Source organism: Aureimonas populi, assembly GCF_017815515.1.
Lineage (GTDB): Bacteria > Pseudomonadota > Alphaproteobacteria > Rhizobiales > Rhizobiaceae > Aureimonas > Aureimonas populi.
This window is the reverse complement of the sequence record NZ_CP072611.1, coordinates 892,003-909,804: the sequence shown is the minus strand read 5'-3', so window position 1 is coordinate 909,804 and position 17,802 is coordinate 892,003. Positions and strand designations below refer to the sequence as shown.

Below are 17,802 nucleotides of genomic sequence, written 5' to 3'. Positions count from 1 at the left end.
CGACGATGAGAGAAATCTGGTGGCCGGCCGAGGGAACGCCTTCCCTGACATCCCCGCGCATCGCCTCCTGTGGCGAGAGCGCGGTGACGGTGGAGTTCTGCGAAACGATCGACAAGGCCGCCAACCGGCTCGCTGTCGCCCTCGCCCAATCCCTGAGCGCCACGCCGCTGCCCGGGATCGACGAAGTGGTCCCGACCTATCGTTCGCTGCTCGTGACGTTCGATCCGATCCAGACCGATATGGCGAGGATCGCGCGAGGCGTGACGAAGCGCCTGGCAACCCTTCCCGTGGCGCGCGAGGCGGGACGCGAGATATCCGTGCCGGTTCTCTATGAGGGGGAGGCCTGCCTCGACCTGAGCGAGCTGGCCGCCGGCAAGGGAATGACGACGGACGCTCTGGTCGAGCTGCATCTCTCGGCCGAGTACGAGGTCGCCATGATCGGCTTCGCCCCCGGCTTCGCCTATCTTTCCGGTCTGCCCGAGCCGCTTCGCACGCCCCGCCGCGCGATCCCGCGCCAGCGCGTGCCCGAAGGGGCGATCGGCATCGGCGGCGTCCAGGCCAGCGTCAGTTCCGTCGCCGGGCCGAGTGGCTGGCATTTCATCGGACAGACGCCGCTGCGACTTTTCGCCCCCGAACGCGCAGCACCTTTTCTGCTCGAGGCGGGGGATCGCATTCGCTTTCGGCGCATCGAACGTGCCGAATTCGACGCGATCCGGCTTGCGGATCGGCATATCGCGCGATGAGGCGGGAGCTTTTCGTCCGCGAGGCGGGACCGATGACGACGGTGCAGGATTCCGGCCGTCGCGGCTATCTGCGCTTCGGCGTTTCGGCCTCGGGCCCCATGGACGCGGCGGCGTTCGCCATCGCGAACGCGCTCGTGGGCAACGGTCCCGGCGCGGCCTGCCTGGAGTTCGCGTTGACAGGCGGAAGCTTCGAGCTGTCGCGCCCGGCGCGCCTTGCGGTGACGGGCGGTTCCCTCGAAATCGTGGTGGACGGCAGGCGCGTGCCCGCCTGGCGCGCGTTCCATGCCCGCGCAGGCGCTCGGATCACGCTCGGTGCGTTGCGCGATGCCGTGTGGGGCTACCTCGCCGTGTCCGGCGGCATCGATACCGTTCCGGTGATGGGCAGCCGGGCGACCCATCTGCGCAGCGGTCTCGGTGGTCTCGACGGGCGCAGCCTCCGGCCCGGTGACGTCCTGCCGCTCGGCGAGGAGAGCGGTGCGCCGCTCCTGGCGCTTGCGCGCCCTTTCCGCCCCCGATCCGCCCCGATCCACGTCGTGCCGGGACCGCAAGCCCATTTCTTCGATGCGGACGCATGGCGCTCCTTGACACGCGAACCCTTCCGCGTGACTTCGAAACGCGACCGCATGGCGATGATCCTGGAGGGCCCGCTCCTCTCCTCCGCCCGGGGGCACGACATCGTGTCGGACGGCACGGTGATGGGCTCGATCCAGATCCCGCCTTCCGGCCACCCCGTGATCCTGATGGCCGACCGCCAGACGACGGGCGGCTACGCGAAGATCGCCACTGTCATCACATGCGACATCGGGCGGCTCGCACAGACCGTATCGCGAGACCCCATCGCGTTTCGCCCTATCGCCCCGGAGGCGGCCATTGCCTACGAACGAGAGGCGAGGATGAGGTTGAGGGAGGCGATTTCCGATCTCTCCCCGGCGCCGGAGCCGCGCACCTGAGTGCGTTCAGTCGCATCAGCCGTTCGATCCGGCCCGGACAACGGGCCAGCCCTTCCGCCAGCACGTCACCTCGGACACGGGAGCGCCGCCGATCCGAGGGCCTGATCCCCAGCAAAGAGCCGCGCCTGTCTCGGGAGCAGAACGAACGAGCGGAAACGATACATGACCAAGGCATGGTTCATCATCGGCGCATCTTCCGGCGTCGGCCGGGCGTACGGCGGAAAGGCCTCCCCCAAGCGGCCCACAGCCTGCGACATGTATGACGATCCCCCGAAGCCCGGCATTCGGGGGATCGTCATGGAGGCGCCGCCGCGTTCTTCGGCGGGGCCTTCCTCAGGGCCGGACCCTGATCTCGACGAGGGCGTGGGTGCGCTCTGTCTCGACATGGGCGATGGCCTCCGTGAGCACGGCCGGCAGCGCCTCGCCCGTCTCCACCAGCGCCGTCCACGCGCGGCTCGCTTGCGCGATGCGAGTGAAGTCGGGCGTGGGGGCAAGCGAGGTCAGGGGCATGGTGTTGGCCTTCGAGGCATAGCCGTCCGGATAGAGGCCGAGCACGGATTGGCGCACCGCGCCCCACTCGCTGTTGTTCAGCACGAGAATGAGGACGGGAAGCTCCAGCGCCTCGGCGATCTGATGGCAGGCGGCGGGGTTGGAGAAGATGTAGGAGCCATCCCCCATGGTGGCGACAACGAGCCGCTCGCGCCGCGCAAGCTGGAAGCCGAGCGCTGCCGGAAAGGCCCAGCCGAGCCCGCCCGAATGCGGCTCCTGATACCACGAATCCGGTCGGGTGAGGGCAAGCGGCGCCAGCGGGCAGCCGAGTTCGGAGAACACGGCCGCCTCCCGGCCCCGGAGGGCCTCGCCGAGGCACAGGCTTACATGCTCCTTGGTCGGCGGATCGCCCGCGCCGGCGCGGGCCGCGGCAAGGACGCTCTCGCGCGTCTTGCGCACCCGCGACTCGATCCTGGGCCTGCGCGTCTCCACGCGCCGGTCCGCCTCCTCGCGCAGCGGCGCGAGCGCCTTCTCGAGCGCCAGAAGCCCTGCGTCGACCTCGCTGACGATGGAGAGATGGGAAGGGAAATGACGCACCGGAAAGCGCTGGTAGAGCGGATCGCGCCCGAGATGGAGGATGCGGGCATTCTCGCTCGGACGATGGGCGGCCGGCGACCAGGGCGAGAGGCAGTCGATCGCGAGGATGAGGTCGGCCTCCTCGATATAGGGCGAAGGATCAACGCCCGCCGACATGGGATGATCGGCCGCGATGGCGAGCTGGATCGCCCAGTATTGGACCACGGGTATCGCCCATCGCTCCGCGATGCGGGCGAGCGCGGCGAAGCCCTCCTGCGACCCGCAGCCGCGCTGCGCGACGATTAGGGGACGCTCGGCGGAGGCGATGAGCCGGGCCGCTTCGTCAAGAGCCGCCGGATCGGCGCAAGCCTTGGCGGGGGCGGCGCTCGGCGGGGCCGAAAGTGCCGGATAGGCGATGCTCTCGCACAAGGTCTCGCGCGGCAGGCTGACATAGACCGGGCCGGGTGGCGTGGAATGGGCGATGGCATGGGCGCGGTCGACGATCTGCGGCACCTGCTCGGGAAAGCGCAACTCGTAGTCCCATTTCGACGCCTCGCGCACCAGCGCGTGCTGGTCCCGCATCTCCTGTCCCCAGCCGATGGGCACGGTGCGCGAGCCGAGCCGTCCGGCCTCGGTGGTGGGGGTGCGGCCCGAGAAGAGGAGGACGGGCACCTGCTCGGCCGCCGCGTTGATCGCGCCGATGGCGCAATTGGCAAGGCCCACATTGGTGTGGGCCATCACCGCCTGCGCCCGGCCCGTTGCAAGATAGTAGCCATGCGCCATGCCCATCGCCGCCGCTTCGTGCGGCATGACGAGCGCGTGGGGCAGGGGAAGGTCGCGTGCCTGCGCTTCCGCCAGCCCTTCGATCACGGGCGGGAAGTCCGTGCCGGAATTGGCGAAGATGTAATCGACGCCGACCGCCTTCAACCGCGCCAAAAGCGCGCCTCCCGCCGTCATCGGGGCCGGATTCGCGTGGGTGGATGGGGGAGCGGGATCGGCAGATCGGCCAAGCGCGGACATGGGCTATATTTCTTTATTAGAAAAATGTATTCCTAATTGTTGACGGCCGGGCGTAGCTTTGTCAATCTCGGCAAGAAGCTCGGTGAGCCTTCGCAAGAAGGTGGGCGTCTGCGGAGGGTGCGTGAGCAGCCAGATCAACGGTTCGGTGGTGAAGGCCTTCGAGATCCTCTCGCTCTTCGGCGAGGGGCGCGAGGAGATCTGCGCGGCAACGCTGAAGGCGCATCTGGGCATGAACGCCGTCACCGCCCATCGCTTCCTGCGCACGCTGGAGGAAACGGGCATGGTGGTGGCGGCATCGCGGGGCCACTATCGGCCGGGCTTCGCGCTGGCCGATCTCGGCGCTCGCGCCGCGGCGCCCGGCAACCTCGTTCCCGTCGTCCAGCCGATCCTGGAGCGGCTGACCGGGGAGATCGGCGAGGCGACCATGGCCACGCTCTTCGATGGCGAGAAGGTGGTCTGTATCGCCAGGGCGGTGCCGGACCGGCCGCTTTTCGTGGACGTGCGGCGCGGAACGCGCCTCGAAGCCCATTGCACGGCGCATGGCAAATCCTGGCTTGCCCATCTGCCGCCAGCCGACCTCGAACGTTGGTTCGACACAGCCGAGCGCGTGGCGATGACGCGGAGCACCATGGTCGCGCGCCCCGAACTGGAGGAGGAACTCGCCAAGGTGCGCAGGACGGGCCTTGCCTTCAATCGCGGCGAGCGCGAGGCGCAGATCAACGCCGTCGCGGTGCCGTCGCTCTCGCGCACCGGGCGCATGATCTGCGCCCTGTCCGCCTTCGGCTCGGCGGCGCGTTTCGGCGAGGCGGCGATGGAGGGCTTCGTCGCTCCTCTTCGCGCGGGCGCCGGCGAGATCGCCCGCCGCCTTTACGGCGAAGCGGCCACCTGAACGGGGAGGGGGCGAAGAGTTGGTTCAATCCATAACCGGCAGGTTATGAGAGGAGCGCCAATCGTCAATTTACAACACGGCTGGAAGCTCTTTAACGTCGGAAACGACAGCCCGAGGGAGACGGGCTCAGGGAGGAATTGAGACATGACCATCCGGATTGCCGGCCGAGCGTTCCTTGCCGGCGCGATGTTGTCCTGCGCGTTCGTCGCCACCCCGGCGCTGTCGCAGGAATTCACCTTCTCGCTGCACCACTTCCTGGGGCCGCAGGCGCCGGCCCAGACGCGGATGCTCGCCCCCTGGGCCGAGCGCATCGAGGAAGCCTCGCAGGGGCGTATCTCCATCGAGCTCTATCCGTCCATGTCGCTCGGCGGCACGCCGCAGGAGTTGATACGGCAGGCGCGGGACGGCGTGGTGGACATGATCTGGACACTGAACGGCTACTCGCCGGGCCTTTTCCCGCGCACCGAGGTGTTCGAGCTGCCGAACGTCCACACCAACGACACGGTGGCGACGAATCTGGCGATGGCCGATCTCTTCGACGAGCATCTGGCGCAGGAGCATGTCGGCGTGCAGGTGCTGTTCCAGCACGTTCATGCGGGGCAGGCCATCCAGATGGCCGACCGCGAAGTGCGTGCGCCTTCCGACCTGGCCGGAACCACGTTGCGCATTCCCACGCGCACCGGCGCCTGGGTGGTGGAGGCGCTCGGCGCCAATCCCGTGTCCATGCCGGTGCCGGACTTCCCGCAGGCGCTCTCGCGCGGGGTGGTGCACGGGGGGCTCGTTCCTTGGGAGATCATTCCCGCCCTCCAGCTTCAGGACCTGACCGACTACCAGATCGAACTGGCCGACAATGGCCGCCTGGGAACGAGCGTCTTCCAGGTCTCGATGAACAAGGCGCGCTGGGATGCGCTGCCCGAGGATATCCGGCAGATCTTCCTCGACCATTCCGGGGAGGACTGGCTGCGGGAGGTGGGCCGGATCTGGCGCGATATCGACGATGCGGGCATCGCGCTCGCCGTGGAGGCGGGCAACAACCACGTCACGCTCACCGCGGAGGAAAGCGCCGTCTTCGTGGAAACGCTGGAGCCGGTCGTCGCCCGCTGGGTGGAGGACGTCTCGCGGCAGGGCGTGGAGGGCGCGGCGCTCGTCGAGGCGGCCCGCGAGGCCATCGCGTCGCACCAGCAGTAAGGACGCCTCCCATGACGGCCACCGGTCTTTCCCGAAGGGATCGCTTCGCCTGCCTCGTGCGCGCGCTGACGCGTTGGTGGGCCTATGGCGGAGGGATCGTCATTTTCGGCCTGGTGGCCGTCAACGTCTACAGCGTCGCCGGGGCGCTGTTCTTCGGCCGGCCCTTCCCCGGCGTCTACGAGGTGGTGCAGGTCGGCGCGGCGGTGGCGATGTTCATGTTCCTGCCTTACGGGCAGGCCACCGGCGCCAATATCACCGCCGACATCTTCACGTCGGCGATGCCGCGCCGCGCCGTGGTGTTCCTCGGCGCGCTCGGGGCCTTCTTCGGCCTTGCGCTCGCCGCGTTCCTGCTCTGGCGCATGAGCGAGGGCGCTCGTGACGTCTACACCTATCGCGAGACCACGGCGATCTACCAGTTCCCGATCTGGTACGCCTACGGGCCGATCCTCGCCTCGCTCGCCTTGTGGGTGCTGGCGGCGGCGACCAACCTCCTTCAGGCGAGCCGGGGCGTCCTGCCCGAGGAAGTCGACGGCCCTTGAGCGCCGTTGCGGCCCTTGCGCTCGCCGGCGGCCTCTCGAAGGACCGCCGGGGAACGCCTCCCGCCCGCGCATGCGGGACATCAGAGAAATCGAGCCTTTCCGAATCCGGTGCCGGACGGCAAGCGCTCCCGAACAGGCTGGATAAGGCTCGATGGGTGGTTCTCAACTTCTGATCGGCGTGCTCGGCCTTGTCGGGCTCGTGGGGCTGATCGCGATCCGCATTCCCATCGCCTTCGCGATGGCGGCGGTGGGCATGGCGGGCGTCTGGGCGCTGTCGGGCCCGCTGATCCTCCTGTCGCAGCTCAAGACGCTCGCCTACGGCACCTTCTCCAACTACGACCTGTCGGTGGTGCCGCTCTTCATCCTGATGGGGCATCTGGCGACGAGGGCCAATCTCTCGCAAGGGTTGTTCCGGGCGGCCAACGCCTGGTTCGGGCGGCTTCGCGGCGGCGTGGCCATGGCCGCCATCGCGGCCTGCGCCGGCTTCTCGGCCGTCTGCGGCTCATCGCTCGCCACCGCCACCACCATGGGCAAGGTGGCGCTGCCCGAGCTTCGCCGCTACCGCTATTCGCCCGCTCTCGCCACCGGCACGCTCGCCGCCGGCGGTACGCTCGGCATTCTCATTCCGCCCTCCATCGTCCTCGTCATCTACTCGGTGATCGTGGAGGTGAACATCGTGACGATGTTCTCCGCCGCGATGATCCCCGGCCTTCTGGCCGTCTGCTTCTTCGTGGCGGTGATCGTGGTCTACACCTGGATATACCCCGAGGCCGGGCCGAAGGGCGGTGCGGTCAGCCGCGCGGAGCTGGTTTCGGCCACGCTCGGCGTCATCCCCGTGACGATCGTCTTCGGCCTGATGCTGGGCGGCATGTATGCCGGCCTCTTCACGCCCACGCCCGCCGCCTCGATCGGCGTCTTCCTCGTCCTCGTCTACGGTGTGGCGCGCGGGCTCATCGGCCTTCGCGACATCCGCGACGCGGTTCTGGACACGGCGCGCAATGCGGGGATGATCTACCTGATCGTCTTCGGCGCGGAGCTTCTCAAGATCTTCATGTCGCGCGGTGGCGTGCCGCAGGCTGCCGCCAGCTTCATGCTCAACTCGGGCCTCGAGCCCTACACATTGCTCATCCTCATGCTGGTGGCGCTCATCCTGCTCGGCATGTTCATGGACTCCCTGTCCATGATCATCCTGACCTTGCCCTTCTTCTGGCCGGTGATCGCCCAGCTCGATTTCGGCATGAGCCCGCTGGAGCTGAAGCTCTGGTTCGGCATTCTGGCGCTCATCGTGGTGGAGCTGGGGCTGATCACGCCGCCCGTCGGCATGAACGTCTTCGTCATCAACGCCATGGCACGCGACGTGCCGATGCTGGAGACGTTCAAGGGCGCGGCCCCCTTCTTCTTCGCCGAAATCATCCGCGTCGGCCTCCTCGTCGCCTTCCCGGCCATCGTCCTCTTCTTCCCCGCCTGGCTGATGAGTTGAGGGGGGCGGCGTCAATCCAGGGGCGGGGGCAGGCGCAGCTCGCGCCGCATGGAAACGGCGCCCCGGCCCGTGCGCCGCCGGAACAGCCGGCTGAAATAGGCCGGGTCCTCGTAGCCGAGGAGAATGGCGATCTCCTTCACCGACAGCGTGCTGAACTGGAGATAGCGCCGTGCTTCCAGAAGGATGCGCCGCTCGATCACGCCAAGCGCCGAGCTTCCGCAGACCTGCCGGCAGATGCGGTTGAGATGGGTGGCCGTGATGCCCAGCCGCCCGGCATAGAAGCCGACCTTTCGCGTGTCGCGGTAATGCAGGTCCACGAGGCGCAGGAACCGGCGCGCGTGGGCCTCGGCGGGGCCGGGTTCGGCCCGGGCGATGCGCGCGGCGGCAAGATCCATGCGGTGCGCGAGCACGAGCAGCAGGCCGTACCGGGCGCGAAGCGCGCCGTCCTGGCCGGGCAGGGGGCGCCCGGCTTCCTCCACGAGGTCGCGCACGGCGCGATCGAGCGCCGGGGCATCGGCGAGCCCTTCCGCGGGACGAAGGGCGCCGGCCCCCGTCAGGCCCGTCCCGTCGAGGCGCAGGGCCGCCACCGCCTCGTTGAATTCGGCCGCGACGACGGTCAGCACGAAACCGTCCACGTCGCTGGAGAAGGCGAAGCCGTGCACGGCCAGCGGGGGCAGCAGAACGAGGCTGGGCGGGGCGAGAGAGATGTTCTCCCCGTCCAGCATCAACTCGGCGCTGCCCGCGCAAAGATAGACGATCTGGTGCAACTGGTCGTGCCGATGCGCATCGATGCGGAAGCCGTGCAGGCGCGAGCGCGAGGTGATCGTTTCCCAGTGCAGCCAGTGCCGGCTGTCGGTTTCGGATTCGCCGTAAAGCGCATAGGTCGGAATGGAGAGCATGTTCTCATAATCCATTTCAATGCGCGGCCTGTCCATTGGCATGGGGAGGTGCGGGGCGCACCTTCGCGAGGGGCATGCCGCCGCCGCGCGGCACGGGAGGAGGTTGCATGCGCACGCAGGTCGCGATCATCGGAGCGGGGCCGGCCGGGCTGACGCTCGGCAGGATTCTCGAACGGGCGGGTGTGGACGCCGTCGTCATCGAGCGGCGCAGCGCCGATTACGTCCTCGGGCGCATCCGCGCCGGCGTTCTGGAGCAGGGCTCGGTGGATCTGCTCCGCCGCCTCGGGGTGGGCGAGCGCATGGACCGCGAGGGCAGCGCCCATGATGGGGCCGAACTCTCGTTCGATGGCGAACGGCTGCGCATCGATTTTCACGAACTCGTCGCGCGGCGCGTCACGGTCTATGGCCAGACGGAGGTGACGCGAGACCTGATGGAGGCCCGCGAAGCGTCCGGGGCGCTCACCGTCTATGGGGCCGAGGACGTCGCCCTGCACGATTTCGACGGCGAGCGACCGCGCGTCACCTACCGCAAGGATGGCGCGAGCCATGAAATCCGCTGCGACTTCATCGCCGGCTGCGACGGCTTTCACGGGGTATCGCGCGCCAGCGTGCCGCACGGCGCCCTCTCGGTTTTCGAACGGGTCTATCCCTTCGGCTGGCTCGGTGTCCTGGTGGACGAACCGCCCGTGGCCGAGGAACTGATCTATGCGCATCACCAGCGTGGTTTCGCGCTCTGCTCCATGCGCTCGCGGACGCGCTCGCGCTATTATGTGCAGGTGGGGATGGAGGAGAAGGTCGAGGCCTGGTCCGACGATCGCTTCTATGACGAATTGCGCCGGCGGCTGGACCCCGAGACGGCCGAACGGCTCCGAACCGGGCCCTCGATCGAGAAATCCATCGCGCCGCTTCGCTCCTTCGTGGCCGAACCCCTGCGCTTCGGCCGCCTGTTCCTCACCGGCGATGCGGCCCATATCGTGCCGCCGACCGGGGCCAAGGGGCTCAACATGGCGATCCACGATGTCGCGGTTCTGGGGGCGGCGCTCGAGGAATGCTGCGGGGAACGGTCCTCCGCCGGTATCGACGCCTACAGCGCGCGGGTGCTTCGAAACACCTGGCGCACGGAACGCTTCTCCTGGTGGATGACGCGGCTTTTGCACACCTACCACGACGAGGATGCCTTCACGCGCCGCATCCAGCGCGCCGATTTCGACTATCTTTGCGCATCGCGCGTCGCCCGCCAGTCACTCGCGGAGAACTACACCGGCTTCGTGCCGGATGCCGGCCAGGCCTGATAAGTCCTTCGACGGCCGGCGGATGTTTCCCGCAGGGCCTGGATTTCGATGGGGCACGGGGCCAGAAGCCTGCGGTGGCAGCGAAAGGGCGAACGGACGATGAACGGCCAATGGCGGACGCTCGAAACCCTGGCGGATGAGATCGCGGCGCGCGCGCAAGTCCAGCCTCGGCGCATCCTCGTCGCGCTCGCGGGGCCGCCGGGCGTCGGCAAGTCCACCTTCTCCGAGGCGCTTCGCGAGCGGCTGAACGTGTTTCGGGCCGATTGGGCCGAACTGCTGCCGATGGACGGCTTCCACTATGACGACGCGGTGCTGAACGCGCGCGGCCACCGGCCCCGCAAGGGCGCGCCGCACACTTTCGACGTCGAGGGCCTCGACATCATGCTCGCCCGGGTCAAGGCCGCCATGGGAGAGGTCGCCGTGCCGGTCTTCGACCGCGCACTGGAGATCGCGCGAGCAGGCGCCCGGATCGTCGGTCCCGCCTCGCGCATCGTGCTCGTGGAGGGCAACTACCTTCTTCTGGACGATCCGCGCTGGGCACCGTTGCGCACGCATTTCGACCTTACGGCGATGCTGGAGGCACCCTACGAGGAGATCGCCGCGCGCCTTCATGGCCGCTGGTCGGGGCTGGGTATCGAGGACGCCCGGGCCAAGCTCGAAGGCAACGATCTGCCGAACGTCCGCCTCGTGCTGGAACGAAGCGTCGAGCCCGATTTTCGCGTCGTGAACTCCTCCGGCTGAACGGCCGGACCGTGGGGGCGTCGGTTCCCTCGGCGCCTTAAGGGACCGTCGCTCATCGCGTGCATCGGCGTCGATGACGCGAGTTCTCCCGTCGTCGACCGGGACGGTCCGCGCCGAACCTGAGCGGCGAGGCTCCGGGGGGATGCTCAGCCGGCGGCCGTTCCGAAGGCCGACACGATCTCCAGCGTCGGTTCCACGGTGATCATCGCCGCCTCGCACGGCTCCTCCCTTTCGATGAGCTCGAAGCAGGCGCCGATCAGGCGGTCGACATCCTGGCGCATCATGGCGATCGGGACGGGAAGAGAAGCGGCGAACGGATCCCAGTCGAAGCAGGCGAGCGAGGTTCGCTGGCCCAGCTCCAGGCGGCGGCGCAAGACCGCCGCGAACCCTTCGCATGCGGTGATCGAATTGACGAAGATGCCGGGCGGGAAGCCATCGCCCTGTCGCGCCCAGCTCTCGATCAGGGCTTCCGCCGTTGCCGGCGAATAGCCGCATCGAAGAACGCGGCTCTCGTCGAGGGCGAAACCGGCCGTCGCCTCGCGGAATCCCGCGAGCCGCTCCTCGGTGGCGTACTCGCCGGAATTTCCGCCGACAAAAGCGATCTGCGAGGGGTCGCCGCCCCGTGCGCGCACCTCGTCCACGAGGATCGTGGTCAGCCTCCGGGCCCCGCCGCGATTGTCGGACACGACGGATGGCGCTTTCGAGCCCGGCAGGTCGAGGTTGACACAGGCGATCCCGGCCAGGGCGCAGAGCTCGTTCAGGATGTCCGGCCGGTCGACGCCGGCGACGATCACCATTTCCACCTGCTGGGCGAGAAGGGTTTCGATCACGAAGCGCTCCGTCGCCCTGTCGCGCTGGGTGGAAACCACGACGGGGCACAGCCCGCGCGAGCGCGCCTGCGCCTCGAACTCTTCCGCGAGCCCCGCGAAGAAGCGGTTCCGGTAATGAGGGATCGCCATTCCGGCGAGGCTCGAACGCGAAAGGCGCAGTCCCCTGGCGCGCTGGTTGGTCCGGTAGCCGAGCGCGTCCGCCGCCTCCCGGACCCGAGCCGCGGTATCGGAATTGATGCGATAACGCTGCCAGCTCCCGTTGAGCACGAGGCTGACCGTCGAGGCGGATGTGCCCGCCCGCTTGGCGATATCGTAGATGGTGGACCGTGCACGGTCCTCCCGCTTCCTCACACATCCTCCTCCGCGAGGCACGCCATCCTTGCGGCCGGCCGATATCGGTCTCGATGCCCGAAGCATCACCCGCTCGCGCCCGAGGGGTCCGAACCCGGTCCGGACCGGCGGACGGCAAACCGTTGCGATCCGACAGCCACCCGTTGACGCCACTGCTAAATGGATTTAGCATTTTCGGCAAGTCGGTTTGGGAGATGATGCCGACGGTCGACGGGAGGCCTGCCGCTGGTCCCCGCAAGGAACGGGAGGTCCTTCATGCGTGCATCAACGACCCGTCGCGCCCTTCTGGGCGCCGCATCCGCAGCTTTAATCCTGGTATCGGCGCCGATGGCGCTCGCTCAGAGCGCTGAAACCCCGACGATCGGCGTCGTCGCCAAGATCGGCGGCATTCCCTGGTTCAACGCGATGGAAGCCGGCATCCGGGAGAAGGCGGCCGAACTGGGCGTGAACGGCTTCATGGTCGGGCCGACCAGCGCCGATCCGGCGCTTCAGGTGCGCGCCGTCGAAGATCTCATCGCGCAGGGCGTCGACGTGATCGGCGTCGTCCCGAACGATGCGCAGGTGCTCGAGCCCGTGCTGCGGCGCGCGATGGAGGCCGGCATCCATGTCCTCACCCATGAATCCCCCGGCCAGCAGAATGTCGACTGGGACTTCGAGCTCGCGTCGGCCCAAGGGTTCGGAGAGGCCTACGGCCAGCGTCTTGCCGAGCTGATGGGCGGCGAAGGCAAGTACGCCGTCTTCGTCGGTTCACTCACCGTTCCGCTGCACAACGCTTGGGCGGACGCCGCGATCGCCTGGATCGAGGCGAACGAGCCGGACATGGAACTCGTCGGCGAGCGCTACGGTGTGGCCGAGGACGTCGATGCCTCGCGCCGCACGGCGCTCGACCTCATGCGGGCCCATCCGGACATCAAGGGTTTCCTGGGCTTCGGCAGCCAGGGGCCGATCGGCGCGGCGCGCGCCGTGGAAGAGCGCCGCCGCAGCGGCGAAGTGATCGTGCTCGGGCCATTCTCGCCCGGCCAGGGTCGCCAGCTCGTCCATGACGGCATCCTGACCGGCGGTTTCATGTGGAACCCCAAGCAGGCGGGCGAGGTCTTCGTCACGCTCGGCACGATGCTGGCGCGCGGTGAGGAGATCACCGCCGGCATGGAGATCGAGGGTCTCGGCGTCGTCGAGCCCGACGCCGAGAACCGCACGATCATCGTGGACCAGCTCGTCGAGATCAATCGCGAGACCGTGGACGATCTCGCCGCTCTCGGCCTCTGACGAGACATTCGACGGGCAGGCACCCCCTGCGGGTGCCCGCCTTTCTTCGCAAGAGGCGTGCGAGCGCCTTTGACCCGAAGGCCGGCCCATGTCCTCCGCCGTATCCCCGAACCGATCCGCAGACCGTCCGCTTCTGGAGCTGTCCCGCATCTCCAAGCGCTTCGGCGGCGTGCTCGCACTCAACGACGTCGCTTTCGAGGTGATGCCGGGCGAGGTGCTTTGCCTTGCCGGTGAGAACGGCTGCGGCAAGTCCACTCTCATCAAGACCATCAGCGGGGTGCATCAGCCCGAGCCCGGCGCGGTGATGCGCTTCGATGGCGAGGACATCTCCGGTCTCGATCCGGCCCGGGCCCGCGCACTGGGCATCCAGGTGATCTGGCAGGATCTTTCTCTCTTTCCCGAAATGAGTGTGGCCGAGAACATCGCCATAGAGCGCAATCTCGGCGGCGCGCCTCGCCTTGTCGACTACGGAGCGATGCGCCGCGCGGCGGCGGGCACGCTGGAGCGGCTCGGCGTCTTGCTCGACCTCGAGAGGCCGGTTCGCGAGTTGCCGATCGCGCAGCGTCAGCTCGTCGCCATCGCGCGGGCGCTGGTCGCGCAGGCACGGCTCGTCTTCATGGACGAGCCGACCGCCTCGCTCTCCCGCTCCGAGACCGATGCGTTGATCGAGATCGTGCGGCGCCTGTCCGCCGCAGGCATCGCCGTCGTCTTCGTCAGCCACCGCCTTGCCGAGGTTCTGGAGGTCTGCGAGCGGGTCACGGTGCTGCGCGACGGCCGCCTCGTCGGCACATTCCCGACCGCTGGCATGACACAGACGAAACTGACCGAGCTGATGACCGGCTCGACCTTCGACGACGCGCTCCGGGCCGATGCTTCGCGCGGCTTCGGAAAGCCGGTGCTGTCGCTCTCGAACCTCTCGCGCGGCGGGGAGTACGAGGACGTTTCCATGGAGATCCGCGCGGGCGAGATCGTCGGCCTCATCGGTCGGCTGGGCGCGGGGCGAACCGAACTCGCGCTTTCGATCTTCGGGATGCGCCGCCCGGACCGTGGGCGGATCGCGATCGAGGGGCGCGAGGTCTCCTTCCGCTCCAATCGCGACGCGATCCGGGCCGGCATCGCCTATGTCTCGGAGGACCGGCTGTCGCTCGGCCTCATCCAGCCGCAGTCGATCGCCGACAACACCGTCGTGACGGTCCTTGGAAAGCTGCGCGGGGCGTCCGGTCTTCTCTCCGCCTCCCGCCGCCGCGATCTGGTCGATGGATGGATCGAGCGCCTGCGGGTGAAGATCGGCCACCGGGAGGACGCCGTCTCGACGCTGTCGGGCGGCAACCAGCAGCGCATCGTGCTCGCCAAGTGGCTGGCGACCGAGCCGAAGCTCCTGATCCTCGATGCGCCGACGGTCGGGGTCGACGTGGGGGCGAAGGCGGGAATCTTCCGCATCGTCCACGAACTCGCCGATGCCGGCATGGCCATCCTCCTCATCACCGACGAGGCGAGCGAGGCCTACTTCAACGCCGACCGCGTGCTTCACATGCGGGACGGACGGGTGGTCGGGGAATACAGGCCGCAGCAGACAGAGGTCGACGCCATCGAGAGGGACGTCCATGCTTAAATCGATCGGCGCGACGGAGCGATGGCTGTTCGTCGTCATCGCCCTCATCTGCCTTTACCTGTCGATCGCGACCGACACTTTCCTGACGCTGGTCAATCTGTTCGACATCCTGAACTATTCGTCGGTGAACATCATCTTCGCCGCCGGCCTCCTGGTCGTGCTCATCGCGGGCGGAATCGACATCTCCTTCGCGGTGGCTGCCTCCGTGGTCCAGTATCTCGTCGCGATCACGCTGGCCGAGTGGGGCGGCGGCAATTGGGCGATCGGCATCTCGCTCGCGATCCTTTTCGGCGCGGCGCTCGGCTCCATCAATGCGGCGCTGATCTACCATTTCCGCATCATCTCGATCGTCGTCACCATCGCGACCTTCAACCTGTTCTTCGGGCTGCTGATGTTCTTCACCGGAGGCGTGTCGATCTACGACCTGCCGTCCTGGCTGTCGCGGCGCGTCATCCTGTTCGAGTACGAGACGGCGATCGGCTGGGCGGAGATCACGCTGCCGGTGCTTGCGATGGTGTTCGTCGTGTTCGCGACCTGGCTGCTGCTGCGGCGCCTTTCGATCGGGCGACAGCTCTTTGCCATGGGCGACAATCCGGAGGGCGCGCGGCGGCTCGGCATCCGCATCGGGGCCATGCACTATCTGGCTTACGGCTGGCTCGGCGCGTGTGCGGGCATCGCAGGGCTGATGCAGGCCCATTACGCCCGCGAGATCGTGCCGAACGCGCTCTACGGCCGTGAGCTGGAGGTGCTGGCCGCCGTCGTTCTGGGCGGCGCAAGGCTCGGGGGCGGGCGCGGCACGCTGCTCGGCGCCGTCCTCGGCCTCGTCCTCATCTCCATCACGCAGAACGGGCTCAATCTGCTCGGCGTCTCCCCTTACGCGTTCCGCATGATCGTGGGGGCGGTGATCCTTGTCGCGATCAGCCTGTCCTCCGAGACGATCGCGGGGCTGAAGGAACGCCTGCGCGATCGCAGGGCCGGCGCGGAGGCCGCACGATGAAACAGGTGGTATCGGCTCTCCTGGGGCGACCGGGCTCGCAGAAGCGCGCCGGCGGATCGGGCGTCGGCGAAGCCTTGAGCCTTATCGGCGTCCTCCTCGTGCTCGTTCTCTTGCTGGAGGGCCTGACAGGACGCTTCGTGTCGCAGGCCACCTTCACCTCGATCGCGTTCCAGCTCCCCGAACTCGGCCTCCTGACGCTCGCCATGCTCATTCCGATCATCTCGGGCGGGCTGAACCTGGCCATCACCTTCTCGGCCAACATCGCGGGGCTCGTCTTCGCCTGGGTGCTTCAATGGGGCGGCGGTCCTGCCGCCGGACCTGAAATCTTCGTGCTCGGCGTCCTCGCGGCCCTCCTGACGGGCGCGCTGATCGGTGGCTCGATGGGCCTCGTCATCGCCTATACCGGCGCGCACCCCATCCTCGTCTCGCTCGCCATGATGATCTTCCTGCGCGGGCTCGGCGAGTTTCTGACCCGCGGCGGCGACGTTTCCGGCTTCCCTCCCTATGTGGTGCAGTTGGGACAGGGTTCGGTGCTGGGCATTCCGATCCCGCTTCTGATCTTCATCCTGTGCGTCGCGATCTGGGCGGTGGTGCTTCGGCGCACGCGCCTGGGCTTCTCCACTTACATGCTCGGGTCCAACATCGAGGCGACGCGCTATTCGGGCGTGGACACACGCAGGATGGTGACGCTGATCTACACCCTCTCGGGGGTCATGTGCGCGGTGGCCGGCATCGTCATGCTCACACGCTTCAACTCCGTGCGCATCGGCCATGGGGAGTCCTACCTCCTGATCACGGTGCTGGCCTGCTTCCTCGGGCGCGTCGATCCGTTCGGCGGCTTCGGGCGCGTCCTGCCGGTGGTGATCGCGCTCGTCATCCTGCAGGTGATCGGTTCCGGCCTCAATCTTCTGGGCACCAACCAGCACCTCGCGACGGCGCTGTGGGGCGGCATCCTGATCCTGGTGATGGTGCTGCGATATGTGTGGGGCGAACTCGCCCTGGGCTCTTTCCTTCGCGCGGGCCGAACGCCTGCGCCGGCAACCAAGGGACCGAATCAATGAGTGTATCGGGTTTTGGCGTCCACACCGCGATGTGGGCGATGGAGTGGAACCGGCAGGCCGCAGAGTTCGCCATTCCCGAGGCGGTGAAGCACAAGATCGACTTCCTCGAGATCACCATGCTCGACCCGGACGGCGTCGACGCCGAGCACACGCGTTCGCTCCTGGAGCGCCATGAGGTCGAATGCGTCTGCTCGCTCGGCCTGCCGCTCGACAAGCTCCCGACGAACGACCCGGACGGCGCGCTCGACTTTCTGAAGATGGCGATCGAAAAGAGCCACGCGATCGGCGCCAGGGCCATGAGCGGCGTCATCTATGGCGCGATCGGCCAGCGCACCGGCGTCGGCCCGACCGAAGCCGAGATCGACGCCACCGCGCGGGTCGTCGGGAAGGCTGCCGCCTACGCCGCCGAGCGGGGCATGGGCTACGGCCTGGAAGCGGTGAACCGCTACGAGAACCATATCCTGAACACGGCGGCCCAGGCGGTGGCGATGGTCGAGAAGGTCGGCGCGCCGAACGTCTTCATCCATCTCGATACGTACCACATGAATATCGAGGAAAAGGGCATCGCCAACGGCGTGCTGATCGCCGGCGAGCACTTGAAGTACATCCACCTTTCGGCGAGCGATCGCGGCACGCCCGGCAACGACACGGTGGCGTGGGATGAGGTGTTCGCCGCGCTCGCGGCGATCGGTTTCAAGGGCGGCATGGCGATGGAGAGCTTCATCGAGGTTCCCCCGCAGATCGCTTCGGCCCTCTCCGTCTGGCGCCCGGTGGCGCCCTCCCGTGAAGAAGTGCTGGGCGTCGGCCTGCCCTTCCTGCGCTCCAAGGCCGCGCAGTACGGGCTGACGAAAAGCCCGTTCGCCTGACAGGCTCGCGGGC

16 protein-coding genes are annotated in these 17,802 nt (G+C 67.9%); 13 read left to right on the top strand and 3 right to left on the bottom strand.

The features are described 5' to 3' along the window. Nucleotides 1-5: 5 nt before the first annotated feature. Nucleotides 6-743, top strand: coding sequence for a 5-oxoprolinase subunit PxpB (gene pxpB / locus J7654_RS04230; RefSeq protein WP_209738519.1), 738 nt, complete (start codon nt 6-8; stop codon nt 741-743). Between the two features lie 32 nt (nt 744-775). Next, nucleotides 776-1,693, top strand: a complete 918-nt coding sequence (locus J7654_RS04225) for a 5-oxoprolinase subunit C family protein (RefSeq protein ID WP_209738517.1) — start codon at nt 776-778, stop codon at nt 1,691-1,693. Nucleotides 1,694-2,026: 333 nt separating this feature from the next. On the opposite strand, the gene J7654_RS04220 is transcribed toward J7654_RS04225, so the two are convergent. Beyond that, nucleotides 2,027-3,715: a thiamine pyrophosphate-requiring protein gene (locus J7654_RS04220; protein WP_209738515.1), complete on the bottom strand. Its 1,689-nt coding sequence runs from the start codon at nt 3,713-3,715 to the stop codon at nt 2,027-2,029. Nucleotides 3,716-3,860: 145 nt separating this feature from the next. Here J7654_RS04220 and J7654_RS04215 point away from each other — a divergent pair, with 145 nt between their 5' ends. The 4 genes from J7654_RS04215 (at nt 3,861) to J7654_RS04200 (ending at nt 7,874) form a co-directional block, all read left to right on the top strand. Further along, nucleotides 3,861-4,667: an IclR family transcriptional regulator gene (locus J7654_RS04215; RefSeq protein WP_209738513.1), complete on the top strand. Its 807-nt coding sequence runs from the start codon at nt 3,861-3,863 to the stop codon at nt 4,665-4,667. A 144-nt stretch (nt 4,668-4,811) separates the two neighbouring features. After that, nucleotides 4,812-5,855, top strand: a complete 1,044-nt coding sequence (locus J7654_RS04210) for a TRAP transporter substrate-binding protein (RefSeq protein ID WP_209738511.1) — start codon at nt 4,812-4,814, stop codon at nt 5,853-5,855. A gap of 11 nt (nt 5,856-5,866) precedes the next feature. Next, nucleotides 5,867-6,394 carry a TRAP transporter small permease gene (locus tag J7654_RS04205; protein ID WP_209738509.1) on the top strand — a complete coding sequence of 176 codons (528 nt, stop codon included), beginning with the start codon at nt 5,867-5,869 and terminating at the stop codon, nt 6,392-6,394. A 151-nt stretch (nt 6,395-6,545) separates the two neighbouring features. After that, nucleotides 6,546-7,874 carry a TRAP transporter large permease gene (locus J7654_RS04200; protein ID WP_209738507.1) on the top strand — a complete coding sequence of 443 codons (1,329 nt, stop codon included), beginning with the start codon at nt 6,546-6,548 and terminating at the stop codon, nt 7,872-7,874. Between the two features lie 11 nt (nt 7,875-7,885). On the opposite strand, the gene J7654_RS04195 is transcribed toward J7654_RS04200, so the two are convergent. After that, entirely contained in the window at nt 7,886-8,773 is an 888-nt protein-coding gene (locus J7654_RS04195; RefSeq protein WP_209738505.1) for a helix-turn-helix domain-containing protein, read from the bottom strand. A 107-nt stretch (nt 8,774-8,880) separates the two neighbouring features. Here J7654_RS04195 and pobA point away from each other — a divergent pair, with 107 nt between their 5' ends. Continuing rightward, nucleotides 8,881-10,065: a 4-hydroxybenzoate 3-monooxygenase gene (gene pobA / locus J7654_RS04190; protein WP_209738503.1), complete on the top strand. Its 1,185-nt coding sequence runs from the start codon at nt 8,881-8,883 to the stop codon at nt 10,063-10,065. A gap of 99 nt (nt 10,066-10,164) precedes the next feature. Then, nucleotides 10,165-10,806: a nucleoside/nucleotide kinase family protein gene (locus tag J7654_RS04185; RefSeq protein ID WP_209738500.1), complete on the top strand. Its 642-nt coding sequence runs from the start codon at nt 10,165-10,167 to the stop codon at nt 10,804-10,806. Nucleotides 10,807-10,952: 146 nt separating this feature from the next. Here J7654_RS04185 and J7654_RS04180 read toward each other — a convergent pair whose 3' ends face one another. Further along, on the bottom strand, nt 10,953-11,987 hold the full coding sequence (locus J7654_RS04180; RefSeq protein WP_209738498.1) for a substrate-binding domain-containing protein: 1,035 nt from the start codon (nt 11,985-11,987) through the stop codon (nt 10,953-10,955). 255 nt (nt 11,988-12,242) lie between these two features. Between J7654_RS04180 and J7654_RS04175 the strand changes: the two genes are divergently transcribed. From J7654_RS04175 to J7654_RS04155, 5 genes are all read left to right on the top strand, one after another. Further along, complete coding sequence (locus J7654_RS04175) at nt 12,243-13,253, top strand: substrate-binding domain-containing protein (RefSeq protein ID WP_209738496.1); 1,011 nt, start codon at nt 12,243-12,245, stop codon at nt 13,251-13,253. A gap of 88 nt (nt 13,254-13,341) precedes the next feature. Next, the gene (locus J7654_RS04170; RefSeq protein ID WP_209738494.1) at nt 13,342-14,865 is read left to right on the top strand and encodes a sugar ABC transporter ATP-binding protein; all 1,524 of its coding nucleotides are present in this window, start codon (nt 13,342-13,344) and stop codon (nt 14,863-14,865) included. Next, nucleotides 14,858-15,862 (top strand): ABC transporter permease, encoded by a 1,005-nt coding sequence (locus tag J7654_RS04165; protein WP_209738492.1) that lies wholly within the window; start codon nt 14,858-14,860, stop codon nt 15,860-15,862. Before J7654_RS04170 ends, J7654_RS04165 begins: the two co-directional genes overlap by 8 nt. Further along, nucleotides 15,859-16,923 carry an ABC transporter permease gene (locus tag J7654_RS04160; RefSeq protein WP_209738490.1) on the top strand — a complete coding sequence of 355 codons (1,065 nt, stop codon included), beginning with the start codon at nt 15,859-15,861 and terminating at the stop codon, nt 16,921-16,923. The genes J7654_RS04165 and J7654_RS04160 overlap by 4 nt, the downstream gene beginning before the upstream one ends. Next, nucleotides 16,920-17,789, top strand: coding sequence for a sugar phosphate isomerase/epimerase family protein (locus J7654_RS04155; protein WP_209738488.1), 870 nt, complete (start codon nt 16,920-16,922; stop codon nt 17,787-17,789). The genes J7654_RS04160 and J7654_RS04155 overlap by 4 nt, the downstream gene beginning before the upstream one ends. Nucleotides 17,790-17,802: the final 13 nt, after the last annotated feature.

What these genes read in the sequence shown, in the direction of transcription:
- J7654_RS04220 (WP_209738515.1), bottom strand. Translation starts at nt 3,715, where the DNA reads ATGACGGCGGGAGGCGCGCTTTTGGCGCGGTTGAAGGCGGTCGGCGTC.
- pxpB (WP_209738519.1), top strand. Translation starts at nt 6, where the DNA reads ATGAGAGAAATCTGGTGGCCGGCCGAGGGAACGCCTTCCCTGACATCC.
- J7654_RS04200 (WP_209738507.1), top strand. Translation starts at nt 6,546, where the DNA reads ATGGGTGGTTCTCAACTTCTGATCGGCGTGCTCGGCCTTGTCGGGCTC.
- J7654_RS04205 (WP_209738509.1), top strand. Translation starts at nt 5,867, where the DNA reads ATGACGGCCACCGGTCTTTCCCGAAGGGATCGCTTCGCCTGCCTCGTG.
- J7654_RS04225 (WP_209738517.1), top strand. Translation starts at nt 776, where the DNA reads ATGACGACGGTGCAGGATTCCGGCCGTCGCGGCTATCTGCGCTTCGGC.
- J7654_RS04170 (WP_209738494.1), top strand. Translation starts at nt 13,342, where the DNA reads ATGTCCTCCGCCGTATCCCCGAACCGATCCGCAGACCGTCCGCTTCTG.
- J7654_RS04160 (WP_209738490.1), top strand. Translation starts at nt 15,859, where the DNA reads ATGAAACAGGTGGTATCGGCTCTCCTGGGGCGACCGGGCTCGCAGAAG.
- J7654_RS04175 (WP_209738496.1), top strand. Translation starts at nt 12,243, where the DNA reads ATGCGTGCATCAACGACCCGTCGCGCCCTTCTGGGCGCCGCATCCGCA.
- J7654_RS04155 (WP_209738488.1), top strand. Translation starts at nt 16,920, where the DNA reads ATGAGTGTATCGGGTTTTGGCGTCCACACCGCGATGTGGGCGATGGAG.
- pobA (WP_209738503.1), top strand. Translation starts at nt 8,881, where the DNA reads ATGCGCACGCAGGTCGCGATCATCGGAGCGGGGCCGGCCGGGCTGACG.
- J7654_RS04165 (WP_209738492.1), top strand. Translation starts at nt 14,858, where the DNA reads ATGCTTAAATCGATCGGCGCGACGGAGCGATGGCTGTTCGTCGTCATC.
- J7654_RS04195 (WP_209738505.1), bottom strand. Translation starts at nt 8,773, where the DNA reads ATGCTCTCCATTCCGACCTATGCGCTTTACGGCGAATCCGAAACCGAC.
- J7654_RS04185 (WP_209738500.1), top strand. Translation starts at nt 10,165, where the DNA reads ATGAACGGCCAATGGCGGACGCTCGAAACCCTGGCGGATGAGATCGCG.
- J7654_RS04210 (WP_209738511.1), top strand. Translation starts at nt 4,812, where the DNA reads ATGACCATCCGGATTGCCGGCCGAGCGTTCCTTGCCGGCGCGATGTTG.